Origin of the sequence: Neobacillus drentensis (assembly GCF_036962765.1) — a bacterium.
Classification (GTDB): domain Bacteria; phylum Bacillota; class Bacilli; order Bacillales; family Cytobacillaceae; genus Neobacillus; species Neobacillus drentensis_C.
On sequence record NZ_JBALOS010000217.1, the window covers coordinates 1 to 20,892 of the forward strand.

The window sequence follows — 20,892 nt, forward strand, 5'->3', positions numbered from 1 at the left end:
TTTTATTAGCTTGAACTTGAAGTTCTTTTAAAAATTCCTTACCTGCAGCAGAAAGAAATTTGCTTTTTAATCGAATAGAATAATAGGAAAGTTTCAAATCAATTCCTTTTACAGGTTTAACGATAATATCTTCTCTTTGATAAAACGGATCAGATTTAATAACTATGACCGGTTCAAATCCGATTGCCAATCCCTGTGAAATAAAATATTTTTTAGTTTCAGAATTTTGGGAATGAACCAGAATGTTAAGATTGCTATATTCTCCAAACACTTGAGTGAGAAAGTTTTTTCTGTCATTATCACTTAAGTAGTTGGCAACAATAGGATATTTATGTATATCCTCCAAGGTAAGAATGTCTTTACTAGCCAATTCAGAATCATTTCTAAAACACAGCATCATTGAGCTATCAATAATCTGTGTTGATGTAAGCAGTTGATTTTCTTCATGAAAAAAGGAAAGATTAAAGACTAGTCCTATATCCGCATCACCATTCAAAACGTCTTTTCGAACTTGAGGAGATGTTGATTCTTTAATTTGAAGAGTAATTCCTGGGAATTTTGCATTAAGTTCAGCCGATGTTTTAGGGATGATACTCCTGCAAATGGCTGGATCTGCTGAAATGGATAACTGTCCTTCGATATCCGTAGAATCACCTTTTGCCTCCTGTTTAAATTCCTCTATACAATTTAATATCTCCTGTGCTTTTATTATTAATTTTTTTCCAGTTTCGGTTGGTTCTAATCCAGTTCTAGAGCGTTCAAATATCTTTATTCCGAGTTCTTCCTCTAAACTGCTGATTGCAAGACTTATACCTGGTGAAGATACATAAAGTCGTTCAGCCGCAGTTGCAATTGAGCCAGTTTTTGCTATTTCCGTTATGTAAAAGAATTGCTCGATACGCAAAGATTCACCCCTAATACTCTGTTCTTTATTCTGAATTTGAATTGTATACCATTCTGTTAGGAACAGGGCTGATTAATTCCAAACATAATAATTACTTAAGGTAACTTTTAATATCTTAACTTTAAAAAAGTATATTATAAAATTATTATATATGTAAAGGTGGATATCAATTTGAATTTTATGAATTTTCCTTCAGACTACATGTCTTATAAGAATATATTTCTAATGAAAATTTGGTTTAAGGAGTGGTCAAAATGAGATTAAAGGATAAAGTGGCAGTAATTACGGGTGGAGGAAGTGGAATTGGCCGGGCAACATGTCTAAAATTTGTCGAAGAGGGTGCCAAAGTTGTTGTAGCAGATTTTAATGAATCTGCAGGAAATGAAACGGTTGAAATGCTCATAGAAATAGGCGGAGATGCTGTATATAAAAAAGTAGATGTAACCGACTTCCAACAAGTCGAAGGTATGATTAATTTTACAGTTGAAACCTTTGGCCGTATTGATACCATCTTTAATAACGCTGGGATTGCATTTGGTAAACCTTTACTTGAGCTAAATCCAGAAACGTATGAAAAGATTATCAAAGTGAATCAAGATGGAGTTTATTATGGAATTACACTTGCAGGCAGGAAAATGCGTGAGTTAGGGATTCAGGGGACGATTATTAATTCATCCTCCGTATTTGGATTTTTAGCGAATGCCTATACCTTTAGTTACAATGCATCAAAGGGTGCAGTAAGATTAATGACGCAAACTGCTGCGTTAGAATTTGCACCATATGGTATTCGTGTAGTCGGTGTCGCTCCTGGTGTAGTTGACACGCCAATTTACGACCCTGTCAGAGCAATAGGTCGTGAGGAGGAATTCACACATAAACAAATGACGAAAGCATTCACTCCGCCATCACACATCGCAAATGTTGTAGCATTTTTGGCGTCAGAAGAAGCACTAGCGATTAACGGAAGCACGATTTTGGTTGACGATGGATATGCATCTTTTAAATAGGACGAAAAAAACAAATAAAGGCATCCACTATTAAGTGGATGCCTCATTTGTTTTTTGATTCAAAGTGGAAAGTAGATGGAAACTAGAGCTTATATATTGCCTTAGAATTGTTTTTACTATTTCTTTAGGATTTTCTCAAATTATCTCTGCCATTAATATTTTCTTAACACACCTTTTGTTTTCTAAGCTTTATTAAAATAAATCATAAAATTATCATTATTATAAAGATTCCTACTAATTAGAGTCAAAATTAATGTTAGTAATGCGATATAAATCCATATTATTTTTTCTAAGCCCCATTATCCTATTTCATCAAGGGAAGTGAGTCCATTGATTAGTTTGAACAAGGGATTTTCAGTTTATCCGATTACAGTCCCTACAAAGTACAGTGTAAAGAGTTTTAATTTTTATTTATGGGAGGATGGCAATTCCCTTTCGTTAATTGATTCAGGTCTGGATTCAAATGAGTGTTGGGAACAATTGAACAACACTTTATCTGAGAATGGATTTTCTCTAAATGATATAACTCAAATCATTCTCACCCATTCGCACGAAGATCATATTGGATTAATAAATCGGATTCTTTCAATAAGGGAAATCCCTGTCTATGCACATTCTAAATCCATTCCATGGTTGAAAAGGGAAAAAGAATTTCTTTCATTATGGATAGAGTTCTATAAACAACTTTATCATGAAATGGGATGTGGTGATACTGGAATACACAATATTGAAAGAATAAAAAAAGAGTTAAAGGCAAGAGAAAATTATACCATTCATTCCGACATTATTCCGATTAATGAAACAGATACCATATCAGGATTACAAGTTTTCGAAACACCAGGACATTCACCTGATCACTTGGTTTTTTATAATCAAAAGGAAAAATGGCTCTTTGGAGGGGATAATCTTATTTGCCATATGTCTAGTAATGCACTGGTTGAGCCTGATAAAGAAGGAACACGGATATTAACCTTAGTTGAATATATCGAATCACTTGAAAAATGTCTGAATCTCGATATAGAGAAAGTATTCTCAGGACACGGACAACTTATCTCCAATCCTAAAGACTTAATTACAACGAGACTAAAGAAAATCTATCACAAATCAGATCAAATTTTGAACTTAATCGTAAGTGGAATTTCATCAGCTGACCAACTTGCACGAACTTATTATAAGGATAAGTATCAAAGAGAGTTTGAATTAGTTATGTCCGAAATAATTGGTCATGTGGACTATTTGGAAGTGTCCAACAAAATTAAGAAAGTATTAATAGATGGAGTATGGCACTATACACAAATCTGAGGTCTATATTTTGCAAGACTAAAGCTAATAATGGATACCGTTATTAGCTTTTATTCATCTAGCTTTATATAAAAATAAGTAGTCTTAAAATTTCCTTAATGTACCTTTTGTTTTTTGAACTTTATTAAATTAAAAAAAATAAATATCATTTAAATATGAAGATTCGCACAATTCAGAATCTTGTTTAACAATCTTTTCAATAAAAAATGAGGGGAGAAGTTCTGGGGAAAAAGGAATAGTACTTGGCGAAAATATGATAGCGCTTACAAAACGCAGAACGCGTGAACCCATATGGATAAACATTAAAATTAATTGATATTGAGGTGTATTTATGAGTAACGAAATTCAGAATAAAGGGTCCATTTATTTAAGTAAACCATGGCTTGCATCTTATCCAGAAGGAGATCCGCATCATATTGAAGTACCTTCTATCACTATTTTCGACATCCTGGAAAAGTCAGCATACAAGTATCCAAATAAAATTTCTGTCGTTGATGGAGAGCGAGAACAAACCTTTGCCGAGTTGAAAAATATTTGCGAACGTGTTGCTACAGCTCTCTATAAGCGGGGATTTCGCAAGGGGGATCGCATCTCGATCATGTTGCCGAATTGTCTTGAATATGTTATCGCTTTCTTTTCCATTCAACGCTTAGGCGGTGTCGTTGTTCAGGTCAATCCTCAATATCAGCCGGCAGAATTGGATCATATCTTACGAAATTCAGAGTCAAAAGGTATAGTGGCCTTCCGAGATCAAAAGGAGAAGCTTGAGAAAATCGGGTTGTCGGATGAAATTATCTTTATTACGGCAGATCAGGAAATAAAAGAAGAAGATAATTTACATCATTGGATCGCTACTGAGACCACCGAACTTATATATAGAGACGTTGAACCGGAAGACATTGCATTTTTAGCGTTTACAAGTGGTACAACAGGCCGGCCAAAGGGAGTTATGATTTCACACTCCAACATGGTCTCCATGCAATATATAGGGTATGGTTCAGGTCTTTATAGGGTGTTTGAGAAAGGGGAACATTGCAACCTTGGTTTTGCTCCACTCTATCATACCATGGGGTTGTACAGTTTACTGGAAGCTATTTTTATTGGTGCACGTTTATATCTCATTGATAAATTTGATATGAATTACATTTTAGAAATGATTCGTAAAAAGAGACCGACCATTTTCTACGGTTCCCCTACGATGTATATAGCGTTATTAAATCACCCCGACTTAAAGAAGGATGACTTAACCTGTTTTCAATATTGTATTTGTGGTTCAGCCCCATTACCAATTGAAGTGATTAAAAAGTTTGAAGAAATCACGGGAGCCCCGATGGTGGAAACATGGGGATTATCGGAAGCGACAGCCGGGGTAACACGAAACCCAATAACAGGAATAAGAAAAGTAGGAAGTACGGGTATTCCAATGGCAAATTTAGAAGTGAAAATTGTGGATATCGCAACAGGAACGATGGAAATGCCCATTGATGAGCCCGGTGAGATCCTGGTTAAGGGACCAATCGTTACGAAGGGATACTGGAAAAATCCAGAAGAAACGGAAAATACCATTCGTGATGGCTGGCTGCATACGGGTGATATCGGAAAAATGGACAGTGATGGCTATTTCTATATTGTAGGGAGAAAGAAAGAGATGATCATCACGGGAGGCTTTAATGTTTATCCTGCAGAAGTGGAGGAAGTAATCTATCAGCATCCGGCAGTATTAGAAGCGGGTGTATACGGTATTCCAGACTCGTATCGCGGGGAAACGATTAAAGCAGCCATCGTTCTTAAAAAAGGAGCTACGTTAACAGAAGAAGGAATCCAGAACTGGTGCAGAGAACGATTAACGAGATATAAAGTTCCTCGCATCATTGACTTCAGAGAGTCTCTGCCGAAAACAGCCGTTGGAAAAATACTGCGCCGGCAATTAAAGGATGAAGATGAAACGCAGATTAATCAGTAAGGATAAGTTGTATTTGAACAGGTATTTCGAAAAATTGGATTCTGTTTAATTTCAGTTGGAAGATTTGAGCATGATCGCGATGTAAAAGAAGTAACTAAATTATCATGTAAAAATTTCGAATAAGGAAAGATAAATGAAAGGAGTAACGAGGTTTTTTTCGTTGCTCCTTTCATTTTTTTTTTCTCTTATGATATTCCTCCCATGTCTAACAATTAATATTTACTTAACGCACCTTTTAATTTCTGAACTTTTAAAAATTACTCTATAAAATTAATATAAATATAAAGATTCATACTATTTCGATACTTGGCGAATCTCACATTTCTTAGTCAAGCTAATTTTCATATATTAATTGGCTGTAAAAAAGTTTGTTGAGAAAGGAATCAGAGAAAATGAACATTATAGTATTAATTAAACAAACGTTTGATACAGAAGAGAAAATAATTCTTCAAAACGGCAACATTTGCGAAGATGGCGTCAATTTCATTATCAATCCTTACGATGAATTTGCGATTGAAGAAGCTATAAAATTACGTGATTTACATGGTGGTGAAGTAACGGTTATCACAATCGCACCAGAACGTGCTGAAAATGCTCTCCGAACAGCCCTTGCAATGGGGGCAGATAAAGCAATCATTGTAGACAATGAAGACCAGGTATTGGATGAGTACAGCATTGCCAAAGTTCTGGCCGCCGTAATTAAAGATCTGGAATTTGATCTTATATTAAGCGGTAATTTGGGTGTTGATTATGGTTCTGGACAAGTAGGACCTCGCCTTGCTGAAGAACTTGATATTCCACAAATAACAACCATTACTTATATGGAGATTAATGGAGTTACAGCCATAATTGAGCGGGATGTGGAAGGGGATAAAGAGCTAGTGGAAGTTTCACTCCCTGTACTCGTAACGGCGCAACAAGGGTTAAATGAACCACGTTATCCTTCATTACCCGGTATCATGAAAGCGAAGAAAAAACCAATAGAACGATTAGAGATTGAGGATTTGGATATTGAAGATGATATAGAAGCAAAAACGACTGTGACGGAAACGTATTTTCCACCAAAAAAAAATGCTGGCCGTATCTTGAATGGAGAATTAATGGATCAAGTAAGGGAACTAGCTAATCTTCTCCGTAGTGAAGCGAAGGTACTTTAACCAATTTTTGGAGGACGAATGATGATGAGAAAAGTACTTGTATTTACAGAAGCTAAAGCTGGACACTTACGAAGTGTGTCACTCGAAGCATTGACTGCTGCTCACCGCATTGCAGAAGGTGGGGAAATTATTGCTGTTGCTATTGGCAATGAGGCGACTCATTATGCAAATATCTTGGGAAAATATGGCGCAAGAAAAATATATATTATTGGCAACAAAGAATTAAATATATTTACAACCGATGCTTATTCACAAGCATTGCGACAGTTAATTGATGCTGAAGAGCCAGATGCTATTCTAATGCCGCACACCGCTATCGGGAAGGATCTTGCCCCGCGTATTGCAGCGCGGTATGGACTTGGTCTGGTATCCGATGTAATCGATGTTCAGGTTGAAAATGGTGATGTAATCTTTACTCGTCCTATTTACTCCGGAAAAGCATTTGAGAAAAAGAAAGTCATTTCCGGCATCCCATTTGCAACAGTAAGGCCGAATAATATCCCGGTGGAAGAAATCAACGGAACAATTGAAATTGTGCATTTTAATGTTGAAATCAAGGACTTGCGGACGATTGTCAAAGAGGTAGTGAGTAAAACGACAGGCAATGTAGACCTATCAGAAGCGAAAGTGGTCATCTCGGGTGGCCGTGGTGTTAAATCGGCAGAGGGTTTTAAACCACTCCAAGAACTCTCAGATATACTTGATGGTGCTGTAGGTGCATCACGAGGGGCATGTGATGCTGAATATTGCGATTACTCTTTGCAAATTGGACAGACTGGGAAAGTTGTTACCCCCGATTTGTATATTGCTTGTGGGATTTCAGGTGCAATTCAACATTTAGCAGGAATGTCAAATGCTAAAATTGTTGTGGCGATAAATAAAGATTCAGAAGCTCCTATTTTTCAGGTGGCAGATTACGGAATTGTGGGAGACTTGTTTGAAGTAGTACCGTTACTTACGGAGGAATTCAGAAAAGTACTAGAAAATGCATAAACAAAACAAACTAATAGAGTGATACCATATTTACTTAATAAAATTTTAAATCAATTTATCTCACAATAATGTCCCAACAACTAAGAGTTTAATTGATTCTATTAGCGTTTGGATTTTTTCTTTCTATTAAGAAGTGACATCCCTTAATAATTAATGGATCGGAAGTTGAAAATTTAGTATTTACCCAATTAGGCAAAGCAATTTTGGCATATTACTGTCTTGGATCAATGAGATAGTAAGGAAATTAAGCAGGAGGCGCATCATGGGGCCGAGAGAATATTATTATGAATGTGAATACAATCTTTTAATACTTGAATTAGAAAATTCAGGAAAAAAATACGGATTAACTAATCAAAAAACCATTGAAATTAGCCAAAAATTAGATTCATTGCTCAATGAAATCATGCAAATAAAATATCCTAGATTAAAACAATGGGAGCGAAATTGGTAGAAGGTCTTTTCTTAATCTAGTTTTTAGGAGTGAAGAGCGATGAAGGTAAGAGGAGAAATTTATAAGATAAGATCCTATTTTGATTATAATTTACAGAAAAATATAAATATTTCATTTATTGAAGCTGATGAATCAATAATAGTCAACGGGACCATGATCAAACTCCTTCCAATCATAAGTGAGAGCGCTTCTGATTACAGAGAAGGGGAGAAAATAGAGGTGGATGGGGAAATCAGGTTCGAATATATAATGACTTCAACAGGTAACCGAAGTGCTGCACCAATCCCTGTTATTAGACAATGCATTTCATTTTAGCATTAGTTGTAAATACCTCTAAGAAATTTATGAGAGACGTGTGATCGGTTACTGAATGAACACTATTTACTGATTTTTTACTAGTTCAAACAGATCTTCAAGTTTTACAGGTTAATTTTTTATATTCTTATTTTTTTGAAAAAATTTATTCATGAGGAGCAGCAAAAATGAACTTTCTATTGTCTGAAGAACATAAAATGATGCAAAAAATGGTGCGTGATTTTGCACTAAACGAATGTGAGCCTACTGCTGCACAGCGTGATGATGAAGAAAGCTTTGACATGGAGATTTGGAACAAGATGGCGGACCTTGGCTTATGCGGTATTCCTTGGCCGGAAGAGTACGGTGGTGCAGGTGCTGATTACTTGAGCTATGTAATCGCAGTAGAAGAACTGTCTAGGGTTGATGCTTCCGTTGGAGTCACCCTTTCCGCACATACATCCTTAGCCGGCTGGCCAGTGTACAAGTTTGGAACAGAACAACAAAAGCAAAAATATTTAAGGGCCATGGCAGAGGGCAGAAGCATGGGGGCATATTGCTTGACAGAACCTGGTTCCGGGTCAGATTCAAGTGGGATGAAAACAAAGGCGGTTTTAGAAGGTGATGAATGGGTGTTGAACGGTTCAAAGATTTTTATCACGAACGGAGGCTATGCCGACACCTACATCGTATTCGCACAGACCAACTCGGATCTAAAGCATAAAGGCATTGCGGCGTTTATTGTGGAAAAGAGCTTCCCTGGTTTCTCGATAGGAAAAAAAGAGAAAAAGCTGGGCATTCGTTCTTCCTCCACTACGGAAGTAATAATGGAGGACTGTCGTGTTCCAAAGGACAATCTTTTGGGTGAAGTGGGAGAAGGCTTTAAGATTGCGATGATGACCCTTGACGGTGGTCGGAACGGTATCGCTTCCCAAGCGTTAGGAATCGCTCAAGGTGCATTTGATAAAGCTGTCGCTTATGCAAAGGAACGCGTTCAATTTGGCAAACCGATTAGCAATCTTCAAGCTATTCAATTCAAGTTAGCCGATATGGCTACAAAAATCGAAGCGTCACGTTTACTGACGTACCAAGCTGCTTGGCGTGAGGATCAAGGTATATCTTATGGGCATCAGTCTGCCATGTCCAAACTGTTTGCCGGAGATACCGCTATGGAAGTAACTATTGAGGCCGTGCAAGTATTTGGTGGATATGGTTACACAAAAGAATATCCCGTTGAACGCTATATGAGAGATGCTAAGATCACTCAGATTTATGAAGGGACGAATGAGATTCAGCGACTAGTTATTGGTGGAAATCTAATTAAAGATTAGAGTATATACAACTATTAGTTAAGCATTTGAAGAGAAATTGGACAGTAATCTATGACTCTTGGATTATTTGAAAGAAATTAGACCATTGAAAAAAATTAATCAAACGACCTCAAGGAATAATCTTAATCATAGGTCAAAGTTATGGAGGAGAAATATGAGATTTCAAGGTAAAGTAGCCATTGTAACTGGTTCAGGAAAAGGGATTGGTAAGTCAATTATTCAAAAATTGGTTCAGGAAGGTGCATTGGTTACCGTAACTGATTTGAACAAGGAAACATGTGAAGAGACTACTATGGAAATCCTCCATGGCGGTGGAAAGGCAATCGCTGTGGCAGGGGATGTATCAAAAGCAGAGGATGCAAGAAATATTGTTGAAAAGACCATAGAGGCATATGGGAAAATTGACATTCTTGTTAATAATGCAGGTGTTCTGAAAGATTCGCGCATTAAAGACATGGAAGAAGACGATTGGGATAAAGTGATCGATGTTTGCCTCAAAGGTGCATTTCTATGTTCTAAATATGCTTCTTCTTATATGGTTGAACAAAATTACGGAAAAATTATTAATATTTCTTCAAGAGCCTATCTAGGAAATCCAGGTCAAGCAAACTACTCTTCTGCCAAGGCAGGAATTGTTGGTCTTACACGATCACTGGCAAAAGAATTAGGTAAAAACAATGTTAATGTCAATGCAGTAGCACCCGGACTGATTGAAACTGATGCGCTAAAAAGCCATCCCAAATATGAAAAAATTAAAGAGCTGCAAAAGAAAGATACACCAATTCAACGAATTGGATTACCTGAAGATGTAGCGAATGCCGTTTTGTTTTTTGCATCTGATGATGCAGCATATATCTCGGGAGATATATTACACGTCTCCGGTGGGAGATTTGGTTGATCAAGTGTTAATGGAAGAATCTTAATAAGCGGAATATATGAAACAGCTAATGAGGAGGATAACGATGTCAAAGGAGACCTTATATTTTGAGGACTTTGAAGTTGGAGAAAGCTTTTTATCTCCTGCTAGAACAATCACGGAAACAGATGTTGTAAATTTTGCTGGCTTATCTGGTGACTACAATGCCCTTCATGTTGATAGTGAGTATGCTAAGGATTCCATTTTTGGAGAACGCATTGCACATGGTCTCCTTGGATTGACGGTATCCTCTGGGTTATTCACAAGGACGGACCTGAATAGGCGTATGGCGGAGTCCTTAATAACCCTTTTGGGGATTAATTCCTGGAGATTTCTAGGTCCTCTTAAATTCGGAGATACCATACATCTTGAAATTGAAATTGTAGGAAAAGAAGAAACAAGTAAGACTGATAGAGGAATTGTTTATTTTAAACGGAAAGTGATCAACCAAAGGGGAAAGGTTATTCAAGAAGGGACCACACCCATGTTGATTTTAAGAAATAATCCGAAACACAAACTATAAAGGAGGAAATGAAATGTCTTTAGTATTATCTGATGAGCAAATAATGATAAAGGATACCGTTAGAAGATTTTTAGATAAGGAAATCTTACCTATGGTTGATAGCTATGAGAAATCAGGAAAAGCTGTTTCGAAGGAAATTGTTCAACAATTAGTGCCTTTTGGCTATTTAGGAGGACTTCTTCCAGAAGACGCTGGAGGTTTTGGGCTAGATTACACCACCTATTTTACCATGAGTGAAGAATTATCCAGAGTTTGGCCATCCTTACGTGCTACTGTTGGACTTACGAATTCGGTACTGACACATATCTATGAATATGGAACTGAAAACCAGCGAAAAAAATTCTTGGAACCTTTACTAAAAGGGGAAAAGTTTGGTTTCTTTGCCCTGACTGAACCGAATGTTGGATCCGATACATCCAGCATTCAAACCCGGGCAGAGTTAAGAGGAGATAAGTGGGTAATCAATGGATCGAAAATGTTTATCACGAACGGGGTAGAAGGAGAAATCGGAATCGTTATCGCGCAAACGGATAAATCCAAAGGAAATAATGGAATTGCTGCTTTTATAGTTGAAAAAGGAGTATCTCATTATGAGACGAAACCGATTGAAAAAATGGGAACTACCAGCTGTCCATTTGCAGAGTTAATTTTTGAAGATTGCGAGATTCCGGCAGAAAACTTGCTTGGAAAAGTAGGAGATGGATTAAGGCAGGGTCTTAAATTCTTGAATAGCGCAAGAGCAATGGTTGCGTTCATTTCTACTGGAATTGCCCAAGCATGTGTGGATGCTTCGGTAAAGTATGCGAAGGAACGGGTCCAATTTGGAAAACCAATTGGAGGTTTTCAACTAATCCAAGCAAAAATCAGTGAAATGGTTACACTGACAAGCGCTATGCGTTTACTTGGTCTTCAAGCCAGCCATTTGTTGGATCAAGGGAAATCCTGCAAAGTGGAATGCTCAATGGCCAAATACTTCTCCACTGATCAGGTATTAAAAGTAGCTGAAGAAGCTTTACAAATACACGGTGGGTATGGATACACGAAAGAATTCCCTGTTGAACGCTATTACCGCGATATTCGATATTTTACGATCGCAGAAGGAACAAATGAAATGCAAAAATTAATCATAGGTAGAGAAATTTTAGGTATATCAGCTTTTTCATGAACGTAGTTTATTCTATAAGTCAAATTAGTTAGCAAAATCTCAGAGAGAGAAACAAATATGAGGGTGCACTTAAATTTTGTTGAAAAAAAGATCGATTTAATAGAGTTATGTCATTAAGGAGTCATCTGAACTGAAAATTCGACCAATGTGATTTTTTTTGTATGAAAGTTGAAACGCTATTTCTTATTGCGCAACATTTAAGGGGTGTTGGGTTTGATTACTGCAGAACTATTAACAGAATTAAAGGCAATTGTACCTGTAGAGCGAATCAAAGAAGGTGAGCAAAATCATCCGCTGGGTAACACAAGCAGAGTGAAGGTTTATCCGCAATCGGAGGAAGAAATAGTAGCCATTCTTAAGTATGCCAACGAAAAAGGAAAAAGTGTAATAGTTGAAGGAAACGGAACGAAAAGAGGGTATGGCGTCTTAACCGAATCAGTTGATATATTACTCTCTCTTACTAACTTTAAGGGCATTGTGGAACATGTTGTGGGCGACATGACGTTAACTGTAAAAGCGGGAACAACCTTTAAAGAATTACAGGAATATCTTGCAGAGTTTAAACAAAAGATTTCACTCGACCCTTACCTGCCTGAATCAGCTACGATTGGAGGCGTCATCGCATCCAATGATAGCGGTCCTAAGCGGCTGGGCTATGGATCTTCCAGAGATACAGTCATTGGGCTAAGAATAGTGTACCCCGATGGCAAAATCATTCGGTCCGGAGGAAGAGTTGTAAAAAATGTAGCGGGCTATGATATGAACAAGTTATTTATAGGTTCAATGGGTACTTTGGGAATTATATCTGAAGTAACTTTAAAGCTTCGTCCACTGCCTAAGTATGAAAGTCTATTATTACTAAAGTTCCCGCAAGGAAATATTGAGAAAATTCGGGCGTTTTCCACCAATCTTTTGGATTCCATGATGGAACCAGTCACTCTTGAATTGCTAAGTCCAACACTTTCAGAAAAATTGACCGGTCAAAGCTTCTTCACTTTAGCAATCGGACTCGAGGATGTTGAAACCTCTGTACGGTATCAAGAGAATTTTATAAAAAGTATTCTGCCAGAACTGGCAGAAATGAGAATCCTCGCCCCACAAGAAACGCAAACGTTTTGGAACCAATTTTATTCCAATAGCTTGAATTCCTTGGAAGATGGAAGCGATGTAACTTCGGCTTCTTTAAAAATTGGCGTGGTAAACCTTGATGTAACGCATGTAATAAAAGATATCCATCTCCTTGGTGACCTTCATAATTTAGTGGTAGAAGCCCACGGTGGATTAGGACATGGTTTGTGTCAGCTAAACCTGAAGGGAGCAAAAGAGGATATCGTTTCAGCCATTCAACAATGTAGAGAAACAGTCCAGGGGCTAGGGGGATACTCTGTAGTAAACCATTTGCCTTTTGCTTTACGACAGGAAGTAGACGTTTGGGGTGAAAAGCCATCGTATTTCTTCCTTTTAGAAGGAATTAAAAAAAAGGTGGACCCAAATAGAGTCCTAAATCCTAAAAGATTTATAGGGGGAATTTAATGATGGGGATAAAGGAAGCCGATTTAAAGCAAGAGGCGGCGTGTACTCCTGGTATAAGTAATTTTCTCTTGAAAGATCACCCGGATGAAAACAAATGGGCAGATTGTGTTCACTGCGGCATGTGCCTGGAATCATGCCCGACGTATGAGCTGACAGGCCAAGAACAGCATTCCCCCCGCGGAAGGGTTCATTTAATAAAATCAGTGGCAGAGGGTAAAATCACTGTCAACGAGCAATTTATGGATCCTGTTTTCGCTTGCCTTGACTGTCGTGCCTGTACAACCGCTTGTCCGGCAGATGTTGACGTTGGCGGACTAATCGAGGAAGCGCGTGGCCAGATTCGTCAGGCTATACCGCTTACAGGACTGAAAGGAATGGTAAGCAAGGTTTTCCTGAAAGGATTGTTCCCGCATCAAAACCGGCTGAATTCACTAGGAAGCATGCTAAGATTCTATCAAAAGAGCGGCATACAGAAGGTTGTCCGAAAAACTAAGCTAATCAATATCATGCCTCAGCATTTAGTAGATATGGAAGCGATTATGCCAGAAGTAAACGAACCGGTTCGTAAAAAGTACAAAACTCAAAACATTATTAAAGCCAAAGGTAATTCATGTAATGAGGTTTCATTTTTAACAGGTTGTGTTATGGATGTTATGTTCAGTGATATTAATGAAGCTACGATAAATGTGTTAACTCGAAATGGAAATGACGTAATTATTCCTAAAAACCAAACCTGCTGCGGAGCACTGCATGTACATGCAGGTGACCGTGAAACAGGCAGAAAACTGGCAAAGCAAAATATTGAAGCATTTAAAGATGCCGAAAAGGTTATTGTCAATGCAGCTGGATGTGGGTGTGCACTAAAAGAATATCCGGAATTGTTCCGTGAAGATCCGGAGTGGCATGAAAAAGCAGAAAAGTTCGCGGCAAAGGTCGAAGACATTTCGAAATACCTCCATGACACAGGCTACGAAAAACCAAAAGCTGAATTAAACACACGTATTACCTATCATGATGCATGCCATCTGGCACACGGTCAGGGTGTGCGGCAGGAACCTCGCGATATCTTGCTTAATATTCCAGGAGTAGAAATGGTTCATATGCCAAATTCGGACAGATGCTGTGGAAGTGCAGGAATTTACAATATAACAAATCCGGAAATGGCCTCAGCTATACTCGATAGCAAAATGGAAAATGTCCCTGAGGATGTTGAAATGATCTCGATGGGTAACCCTGGGTGTATACTCCAGATGGGCTATGGGCGTTCAAAAGTATGGAAGAAACCAAAAAATAGTGCATACCATTCAACTCCTGGATTGGGCTTATCAAAAAGAGGACGGTAAGGAGGGGCAATAATGGCGGTCAAAGGAATCAAAACAAAGGATCGGCATATTATTAATCTTGCAAACATTGTAGGGGATGCCCGTTCCATCGTTTATCATAAGGAAGACTTAATCGCTTATGATTGTGATGGCTTCACATTACATAAGCATTTGCCAAAAACTGTTGTATTCCCGAAAAACGCAAAGGAAGTGGCAGCGCTAGTTAAATATTGTGCTGATAATCAATTGCCTTTTCTCGCCCGTGGTGCTGGGACGGGGCTGAGTGGAGGGGCTATTCCTATAAATGAAGAGGTTGTTATCAGCTTAGTTAGAATGAAGAAATTGTTAAGTGTTGATCTCGAGAATAGACGTGCGGTTGTAGAACCTGGTTTTGTCAATCTGAAGCTGACGAACTCAATTGCTGATAAAGGCTATTATTATGCTCCGGACCCTTCAAGCCAGTACTGTTGTACCATCGGTGGAAATGTCGCCGAAAATGCTGGAGGAGCTCACTGCCTTAAGTATGGTGTGACAACGAACCATATCCTTGGCCTCGAGGTTGTTTTACCTAATGGTGAAATCGTTGAAATTGGAAATAATGGCATTCCTGATGCACCGGGATATGATTTGCTTGGTCTGTTAACAGGTTCTGAAGGGACACTGGGAATTGTGACCAAAATAACGGTCCGAATTCTGAAGAACCCAGAAGCAAAACAAACGGTGTTGGCTTATTTCGAAAAAGTGGAAGATGGCAGTCAAGCCGTTTCTGATATCATTTCAGCTGGAATTGTGCCTGCAGCACTGGAAATGATGGATAAAACAGCGATAGAGGGAGTAGAAGCGGCCGCATTCCCAGTAGGCCACCCAAGAGATATTGAAGCATTACTGCTAATTGAAGTAGATGGGATTGCAGCAGGATTAGATGAACAAATAAATCAGATCTTGGAAGTCTGCAAATACAGAAACGTGCGTGAGGTCAGAGCCGCCCAAAGTGACGCTGAGCGAGGCAGATGGTGGGCGAACCGTAAAACGGGATTCGGGGCAATGGGGGCGATTTCTCCTGATTATTTAGTACAGGATGGCGTTATTCCACGTAGCAGGCTGCCAGAAGTACTCAGCAAAATTAATAAAATTAGTAAAGAATCTGGACTCCGGATCGCGAATATCTTTCATGCAGGAGATGGAAACCTTCACCCATTAGTTCTTTTTGATGCTAGAATTCCTGGACAAAGTGAAAAGGCTTTAGAAGCTGGAAGTGCTTGTCTGCAAGTTTGTGCTGATGTGGGGGGGACCATCACCGGTGAACATGGTGTCGGTATTGAAAAAAAGGAAGAAATGCGATTCGTATTTACCGATGATGAAATTATGGCACAAACAGATATTCGTGAAGTTTTTAATCCTCATAATCTATTAAATGCAGGCAAACTATTCCCAATGCCTGGACGTTGCGTGGAAATCAAGAGGAACATAAAAGAAAAAGAGACGGAACATTCAGTATTATCTTGATAATAAATAATAATCCCATCATTTTTTTGAGTGAATAGGAAACGGTGTTTTGTAATAACAAACATTACATTTTCGCACGCATTTATTCTTACCGATAATTTCGATGAAATAATAGGAGGAATCGTACTATGGAAAAATATGTAAAAAAAGGCAAACTTCAAGTGGCCCAGGAACTATATGAATTTATTAATTCTGAAGCACTTCCTGGGAGCGGCTTGGAGAATGAGAAGTTTTGGTCTGGTTTCGAAGCGTTAATCCACGATTTAACACCTAAAAACAAAGAGCTATTAGCTGTTCGCGATGAGCTTCAAATCAAACTTAACAAATGGTACCGTGAACACAATGAAAACTTTGACATTGATACGTATAAGTCCTTTTTAACAGAGATTGGATATTTAGAAGGGGAAGTAGAAAATTTTGAGATTGCTACAGCTGGGGTGGATGATGAAATCAGCATACAGGCCGGTCCGCAATTAGTTGTACCGGTAAATAATGCACGATATGCGATTAACGCAGCTAACGCCCGTTGGGGAAGCCTGTATGATGCGTTATACGGTACTGATGCAATCAGTGAAATTGATGGTGCTCATCGTGCTGGTGATTACAACCCTGTCCGGGGCACAAGGGTAATCGCATTTGTCAGGAATTTTCTTGATCAAGCAGCACCATTAAAGGATGAATCTCACAAGGAAGCAGTTCGATATATGATTGCCGAGGGCAAACTTGTAGTGACTCTAAGTAACGGGTCTTCGACAGGTTTGAAGGATGAAGAAAAGTTTGTCGGCTATCATGGAAATCCCGAAGACCCAAACGCTATATTGCTAAAAAATAACGGACTCCATATTGAACTACAAATCGACCGTGACGATCTGATTGGTAGAACGGATAAGGCTGGCGTTAAAGACGTTCTGCTTGAATCAGCTGTTACAACTATTATGGACTGCGAAGACTCTGTTGCGGCGGTAGATGCAGAAGACAAGGTGCTTGTGTATCGAAACTGGTTAGGTTTAATGAAAGGAGACTTAGCATCAACTTTCACAAAGAGCGATAAAATGATGATACGCTCTCTCAATCCTGATCGCACCTATTTATCTCCTACTGGAAAAGAAATTACTTTGAAAGGCCGTTCACTTCTATTTGTGCGAAATGTAGGACATTTGATGACAAATAGTGCGATTCTGGATCAAAACGGAAATGAAATACAGGAAGGGATTTTGGATGCAGTCATCACGACCCTTGCTGCTAAACATACACTGCTTGGAAATGGCCCATATCAAAACACGACGAAGGGCTCTGTATATATTGTAAAACCAAAAATGCATGGGTCAGAAGAGGCCGCTTTCGCGAATCAGCTTTTTGGCCGGGTTGAAGATTTGCTTGGACTTGAGTCGAATACTCTTAAAATCGGGGTCATGGATGAGGAACGCAGAACTACTTTGAACTTGAAGGCATGTATTAAACAAGTTAAAGACCGGGTAGTTTTCATTAATACTGGGTTCCTCGACCGAACAGGGGATGAAATTCATTCTTCAATGGAAGCTGGTCCAATGATTCGTAAAAATGATATGAAATCTTCAAAATGGCTGCATGGATATGAACAATCAAACGTCATTGCAGGACTTGCTACTGGCTTTAAGGGCCGCGCGCAGATCGGCAAAGGAATGTGGGCAATGCCGGATTTGATGGATGAGATGCTAAAGCAAAAAATCGGTCATGTAAAAACCGGAGCCACTACAGCGTGGGTACCATCGCCAACTGCAGCTACCTTACATGCCATACACTATCACGAAGTTGATGTACGAATAGTACAGAATGAAAAGCTTAACCAGACTGCTGACCTACTTAAAGACATTTTAGAGATTCCAGTTGCTAAAAATCCATCCTGGAACCGTGAGGAAATCCAGGAAGAGCTTGATAACAATTGTCAAACTCTCCTCGGATATGTGGTTCGCTGGGTGGATCAGGGGGTTGGCTGCTCGAAAGTATTGGATATAAATAATGTGGGTCTCATGGAAGACCGTGCAACATTACGAATTTCCAGCCAGCATTTGGCAAATTGGCTTCACCATGGGATTTGCACAAATGATCAGGTACTGGAGACATTGAAGCGCATGGCCAAGGTAGTTGATCAGCAAAATGCTGGAGATTCTGATTATCGTTTCATGGCTCCGAACTTCGACGACTCGGTAGCATTCCAAGCTGCTTGCGATTTAATTTTCAAAGGCTTTGATCAGCCTAATGGCTACACAGAGCCGATTCTCCATCGTAGACGGATTGAAGCGAAAGCAAAGTTTACGGTTAAACAATAATATTTGGAGTTGAGATGATCAGGGGGCATTCTAATCAATAGAATGCCTAGGTCATACCTAATTATTTTATTGAGTCTATTAATACAAGTTTAGTAAAAACAATTTTGAAAGCTGATGGGGAGCCACTTTCGAAACGGTTGTTGCCCTCAGGAAAATGAAACAAAAATCATCATTTGATAGGAGGTAAAACAATGAAATTTACTAGATTTACTCATGATGCTTCCACCCACTTAGGTGTCATAACAGAAGATACTATCAAGGAAATTAAGGGAGATATTTTTGGAGAATGGGAGTATTCAGGCAATACTTTCTCCATTGCTGATGTGACCCTGCTTGCTCCATTAAAGCCAAACCAAATCATTGGAATTGGAGCTAACTATGTCTCAAAAATTGATGAAAGGCCCACTGAGCTTCCAAAGATTCCGGTTTTCTTCTTTAAACCAACCTCTTCAGTTATTGGGCCCGAAGAAGAAATAATGATCCCAGATGGAATCGAGCAGGTAAAGTTTGAAGCAGAATTAGCCATTATCATTGGAAAAGAAGCTAAAAATGTTTCTGAATCTGAAATGTTGGATTACGTGTTTGGGTACACAGTTGGAAACGACGTAACTGCTCCTCAATTTTTTCATAAGGACGGCCACTGGACAATCGGTAAATCCTTTGACACCTTCACACCGCTTGGACCGGTTATTGAAACAGAGCTTGATCCATTTTCCGTGAAGGTTGAAGCTAAACTAAATGAAGTTGAAAAACAAAATAGTTCAACCGAATTAATGATTATACCGATCCGCAGAATGTTAGCTTTTTTGACAAATGTGATGACTCTTAAGCCGGGAGATGTAATCCTGACGGGTAGTCCGGTTGGAGCAGAGTTTGTAGGTGCTGGTGATGTGATTGAATGCAAAATAAAAGAGATTGGGACTCTTCGCAATATATTTGTTCCTGCAAAAAGACATGCCAAACCTTATTAATATCCTATAATGCCCGGTAAATGATCTATAATAAAAGCTATTATGGTCAGCCATTTCGAGGTGATTGAGTATGGAAAGAGAAAATATGGTGAAATCTGTAAGCCGCGCATTGGATATTATTACTCTGGTAAGTTTAAAAAAGGGCGGCTTAGGTGTTACAGAGATTGCCAATCAAATAGATATCAATAAAAGCTCTGTTTATCGGATCTTGTCAACACTTGTGAAATATGGATATATTGAGCAAGATGAAGATACCGCGCGCTATAAGCTTGGTTACAAATTATTAGAAATAAGTTCAAAACTGCTTGAATCCATTGATCTAAGAGTTGAGGCAAAACCTTTTCTGCTGCAGTTGGAAAAAGAAACGAATGAGGTTATTCATCTTGTTGTTTATGATCAGGGTGAAGTGGTCTATATTGAAAAATTGGAGGGAAATGAAACACTAAGGATGCATTCGAAAGTGGGTAAAAGAGCATCCGTGCACTGCACTTCAGTTGGAAAAGCAATCCTCGCCTACCTTCCCACCAGTATTGTATTGGATATTCTTGAACGTAAAGGATTGGCTATGCAAACAGATAAGACGATCACGACAAAAGACGATTTTATCGAGGAATTGGCTAAAGTGAAACAGATGGGGTACGCACTTGATTTAGAAGAAAATGAATATGGTATTACGTGTATTGCCGTTCCTATCTTTGATCATTTGGGTAAAGTAGTGGCAGCAGTAAGTGTTTCAGGGCCGACACTGCGAATGACGGAGGAACGGCTGACACATCTTCAATCCCTAATGCTGCATACTGGAAAACAAATTTCAGCTCGTCTTGGTTATGAACTTAGAAGCAGTTAAAGAGAATTAACATTTGACCATTTTATTTTTTACTAAAGATAATGTGGTCAAATGTTTTTTTAGTTGATTGACTTAAACGCACTGGATTTCATTGATTTACAAAAGTCCTTTTTGATTTCTAGCATTAAAATTTACTTAACGTACCTTTTAATTTCTTAACTTTATATAATCATGAAAATTAATTATCATACAAATGTAAAGATTCATGCAATTCCGGAAATTGAGTAAAAAACAAACAAGCAGGGAATAAGGGAATTTTACTGATTTGCGGGTATTTTCTGAGCAAAGAAAGGATCTATTTCCAGCAAAGCTGCAATTTTTTTAAAATTAGATTAAATGGTTATTGCTAGTGATTAAATGTAAGTGGTTACAAAAATGTTTTATCGAATTAAATATTT

Annotated in this window: 17 protein-coding genes and 1 pseudogene; 17 read left to right on the plus strand and 1 reads right to left on the minus strand. The window is 38.5% G+C overall.

Annotation, left to right across the window (positions count from 1 at the left end):
- A partial coding sequence (locus V7137_RS23520) for a LysR family transcriptional regulator (protein WP_335700317.1) occupies window positions 1-904 on the minus strand: 904 nt, incomplete at its 3' end.
- A gap of 254 nt (window positions 905-1,158) precedes the next feature.
- Between V7137_RS23520 and V7137_RS23525 the strand changes: the two genes are divergently transcribed.
- From V7137_RS23525 to V7137_RS23605, 17 genes and pseudogenes are all read left to right on the plus strand, one after another.
- The gene (locus V7137_RS23525) at window positions 1,159-1,911 is read left to right on the plus strand and encodes an SDR family NAD(P)-dependent oxidoreductase (protein WP_335700318.1); all 753 of its coding nucleotides are present in this window, start codon (window positions 1,159-1,161) and stop codon (window positions 1,909-1,911) included.
- 321 nt (window positions 1,912-2,232) lie between these two features.
- A complete protein-coding gene (locus tag V7137_RS23530; RefSeq protein ID WP_420490170.1) occupies window positions 2,233-3,213 on the plus strand; it encodes an MBL fold metallo-hydrolase in 981 nt (326 codons plus the stop codon).
- Window positions 3,214-3,544: 331 nt separating this feature from the next.
- Window positions 3,545-5,176 carry a long-chain-fatty-acid--CoA ligase gene (locus tag V7137_RS23535; RefSeq protein ID WP_335700320.1) on the plus strand — a complete coding sequence of 544 codons (1,632 nt, stop codon included), beginning with the start codon at window positions 3,545-3,547 and terminating at the stop codon, window positions 5,174-5,176.
- A 392-nt stretch (window positions 5,177-5,568) separates the two neighbouring features.
- On the plus strand, window positions 5,569-6,333 hold the full coding sequence (locus V7137_RS23540) for an electron transfer flavoprotein subunit beta/FixA family protein (RefSeq protein ID WP_335700321.1): 765 nt from the start codon (window positions 5,569-5,571) through the stop codon (window positions 6,331-6,333).
- Window positions 6,334-6,354: 21 nt separating this feature from the next.
- On the plus strand, window positions 6,355-7,326 hold the full coding sequence (locus V7137_RS23545; protein ID WP_335700322.1) for an electron transfer flavoprotein subunit alpha/FixB family protein: 972 nt from the start codon (window positions 6,355-6,357) through the stop codon (window positions 7,324-7,326).
- Window positions 7,327-7,588: 262 nt separating this feature from the next.
- Complete coding sequence (locus V7137_RS23550; protein WP_335700323.1) at window positions 7,589-7,777, plus strand: aspartyl-phosphate phosphatase Spo0E family protein; 189 nt, start codon at window positions 7,589-7,591, stop codon at window positions 7,775-7,777.
- A gap of 39 nt (window positions 7,778-7,816) precedes the next feature.
- Window positions 7,817-8,092 (plus strand): hypothetical protein, encoded by a 276-nt coding sequence (locus V7137_RS23555; protein ID WP_335700324.1) that lies wholly within the window; start codon window positions 7,817-7,819, stop codon window positions 8,090-8,092.
- A gap of 167 nt (window positions 8,093-8,259) precedes the next feature.
- A complete protein-coding gene (locus tag V7137_RS23560) occupies window positions 8,260-9,402 on the plus strand; it encodes an acyl-CoA dehydrogenase (protein ID WP_335700325.1) in 1,143 nt (380 codons plus the stop codon).
- Window positions 9,403-9,556: 154 nt separating this feature from the next.
- Window positions 9,557-10,300: an SDR family NAD(P)-dependent oxidoreductase gene (locus V7137_RS23565; RefSeq protein ID WP_335700326.1), complete on the plus strand. Its 744-nt coding sequence runs from the start codon at window positions 9,557-9,559 to the stop codon at window positions 10,298-10,300.
- 64 nt (window positions 10,301-10,364) lie between these two features.
- A complete protein-coding gene (locus V7137_RS23570; protein ID WP_335700327.1) occupies window positions 10,365-10,841 on the plus strand; it encodes a MaoC/PaaZ C-terminal domain-containing protein in 477 nt (158 codons plus the stop codon).
- A gap of 13 nt (window positions 10,842-10,854) precedes the next feature.
- Window positions 10,855-12,006, plus strand: a complete 1,152-nt coding sequence (locus tag V7137_RS23575; RefSeq protein ID WP_335700328.1) for an acyl-CoA dehydrogenase family protein — start codon at window positions 10,855-10,857, stop codon at window positions 12,004-12,006.
- Window positions 12,007-12,219: 213 nt separating this feature from the next.
- A complete protein-coding gene (locus V7137_RS23580; protein WP_335700329.1) occupies window positions 12,220-13,539 on the plus strand; it encodes an FAD-binding oxidoreductase in 1,320 nt (439 codons plus the stop codon).
- Between the two features lie 2 nt (window positions 13,540-13,541).
- Window positions 13,542-14,895: pseudogene (locus V7137_RS23585) on the plus strand ((Fe-S)-binding protein).
- A complete protein-coding gene (locus tag V7137_RS23590; protein ID WP_335700330.1) occupies window positions 14,895-16,367 on the plus strand; it encodes an FAD-linked oxidase C-terminal domain-containing protein in 1,473 nt (490 codons plus the stop codon). The pseudogene V7137_RS23585 and the gene V7137_RS23590 overlap by 1 nt, the downstream one beginning before the upstream one ends.
- A 128-nt stretch (window positions 16,368-16,495) precedes the next feature.
- Window positions 16,496-18,676: a malate synthase G gene (locus tag V7137_RS23595; protein ID WP_335700331.1), complete on the plus strand. Its 2,181-nt coding sequence runs from the start codon at window positions 16,496-16,498 to the stop codon at window positions 18,674-18,676.
- Window positions 18,677-18,867: 191 nt separating this feature from the next.
- Window positions 18,868-19,647, plus strand: a complete 780-nt coding sequence (locus V7137_RS23600) for a fumarylacetoacetate hydrolase family protein (protein WP_335700332.1) — start codon at window positions 18,868-18,870, stop codon at window positions 19,645-19,647.
- Between the two features lie 70 nt (window positions 19,648-19,717).
- A complete protein-coding gene (locus tag V7137_RS23605) occupies window positions 19,718-20,494 on the plus strand; it encodes an IclR family transcriptional regulator (protein WP_335700333.1) in 777 nt (258 codons plus the stop codon).
- Window positions 20,495-20,892: the final 398 nt, after the last annotated feature.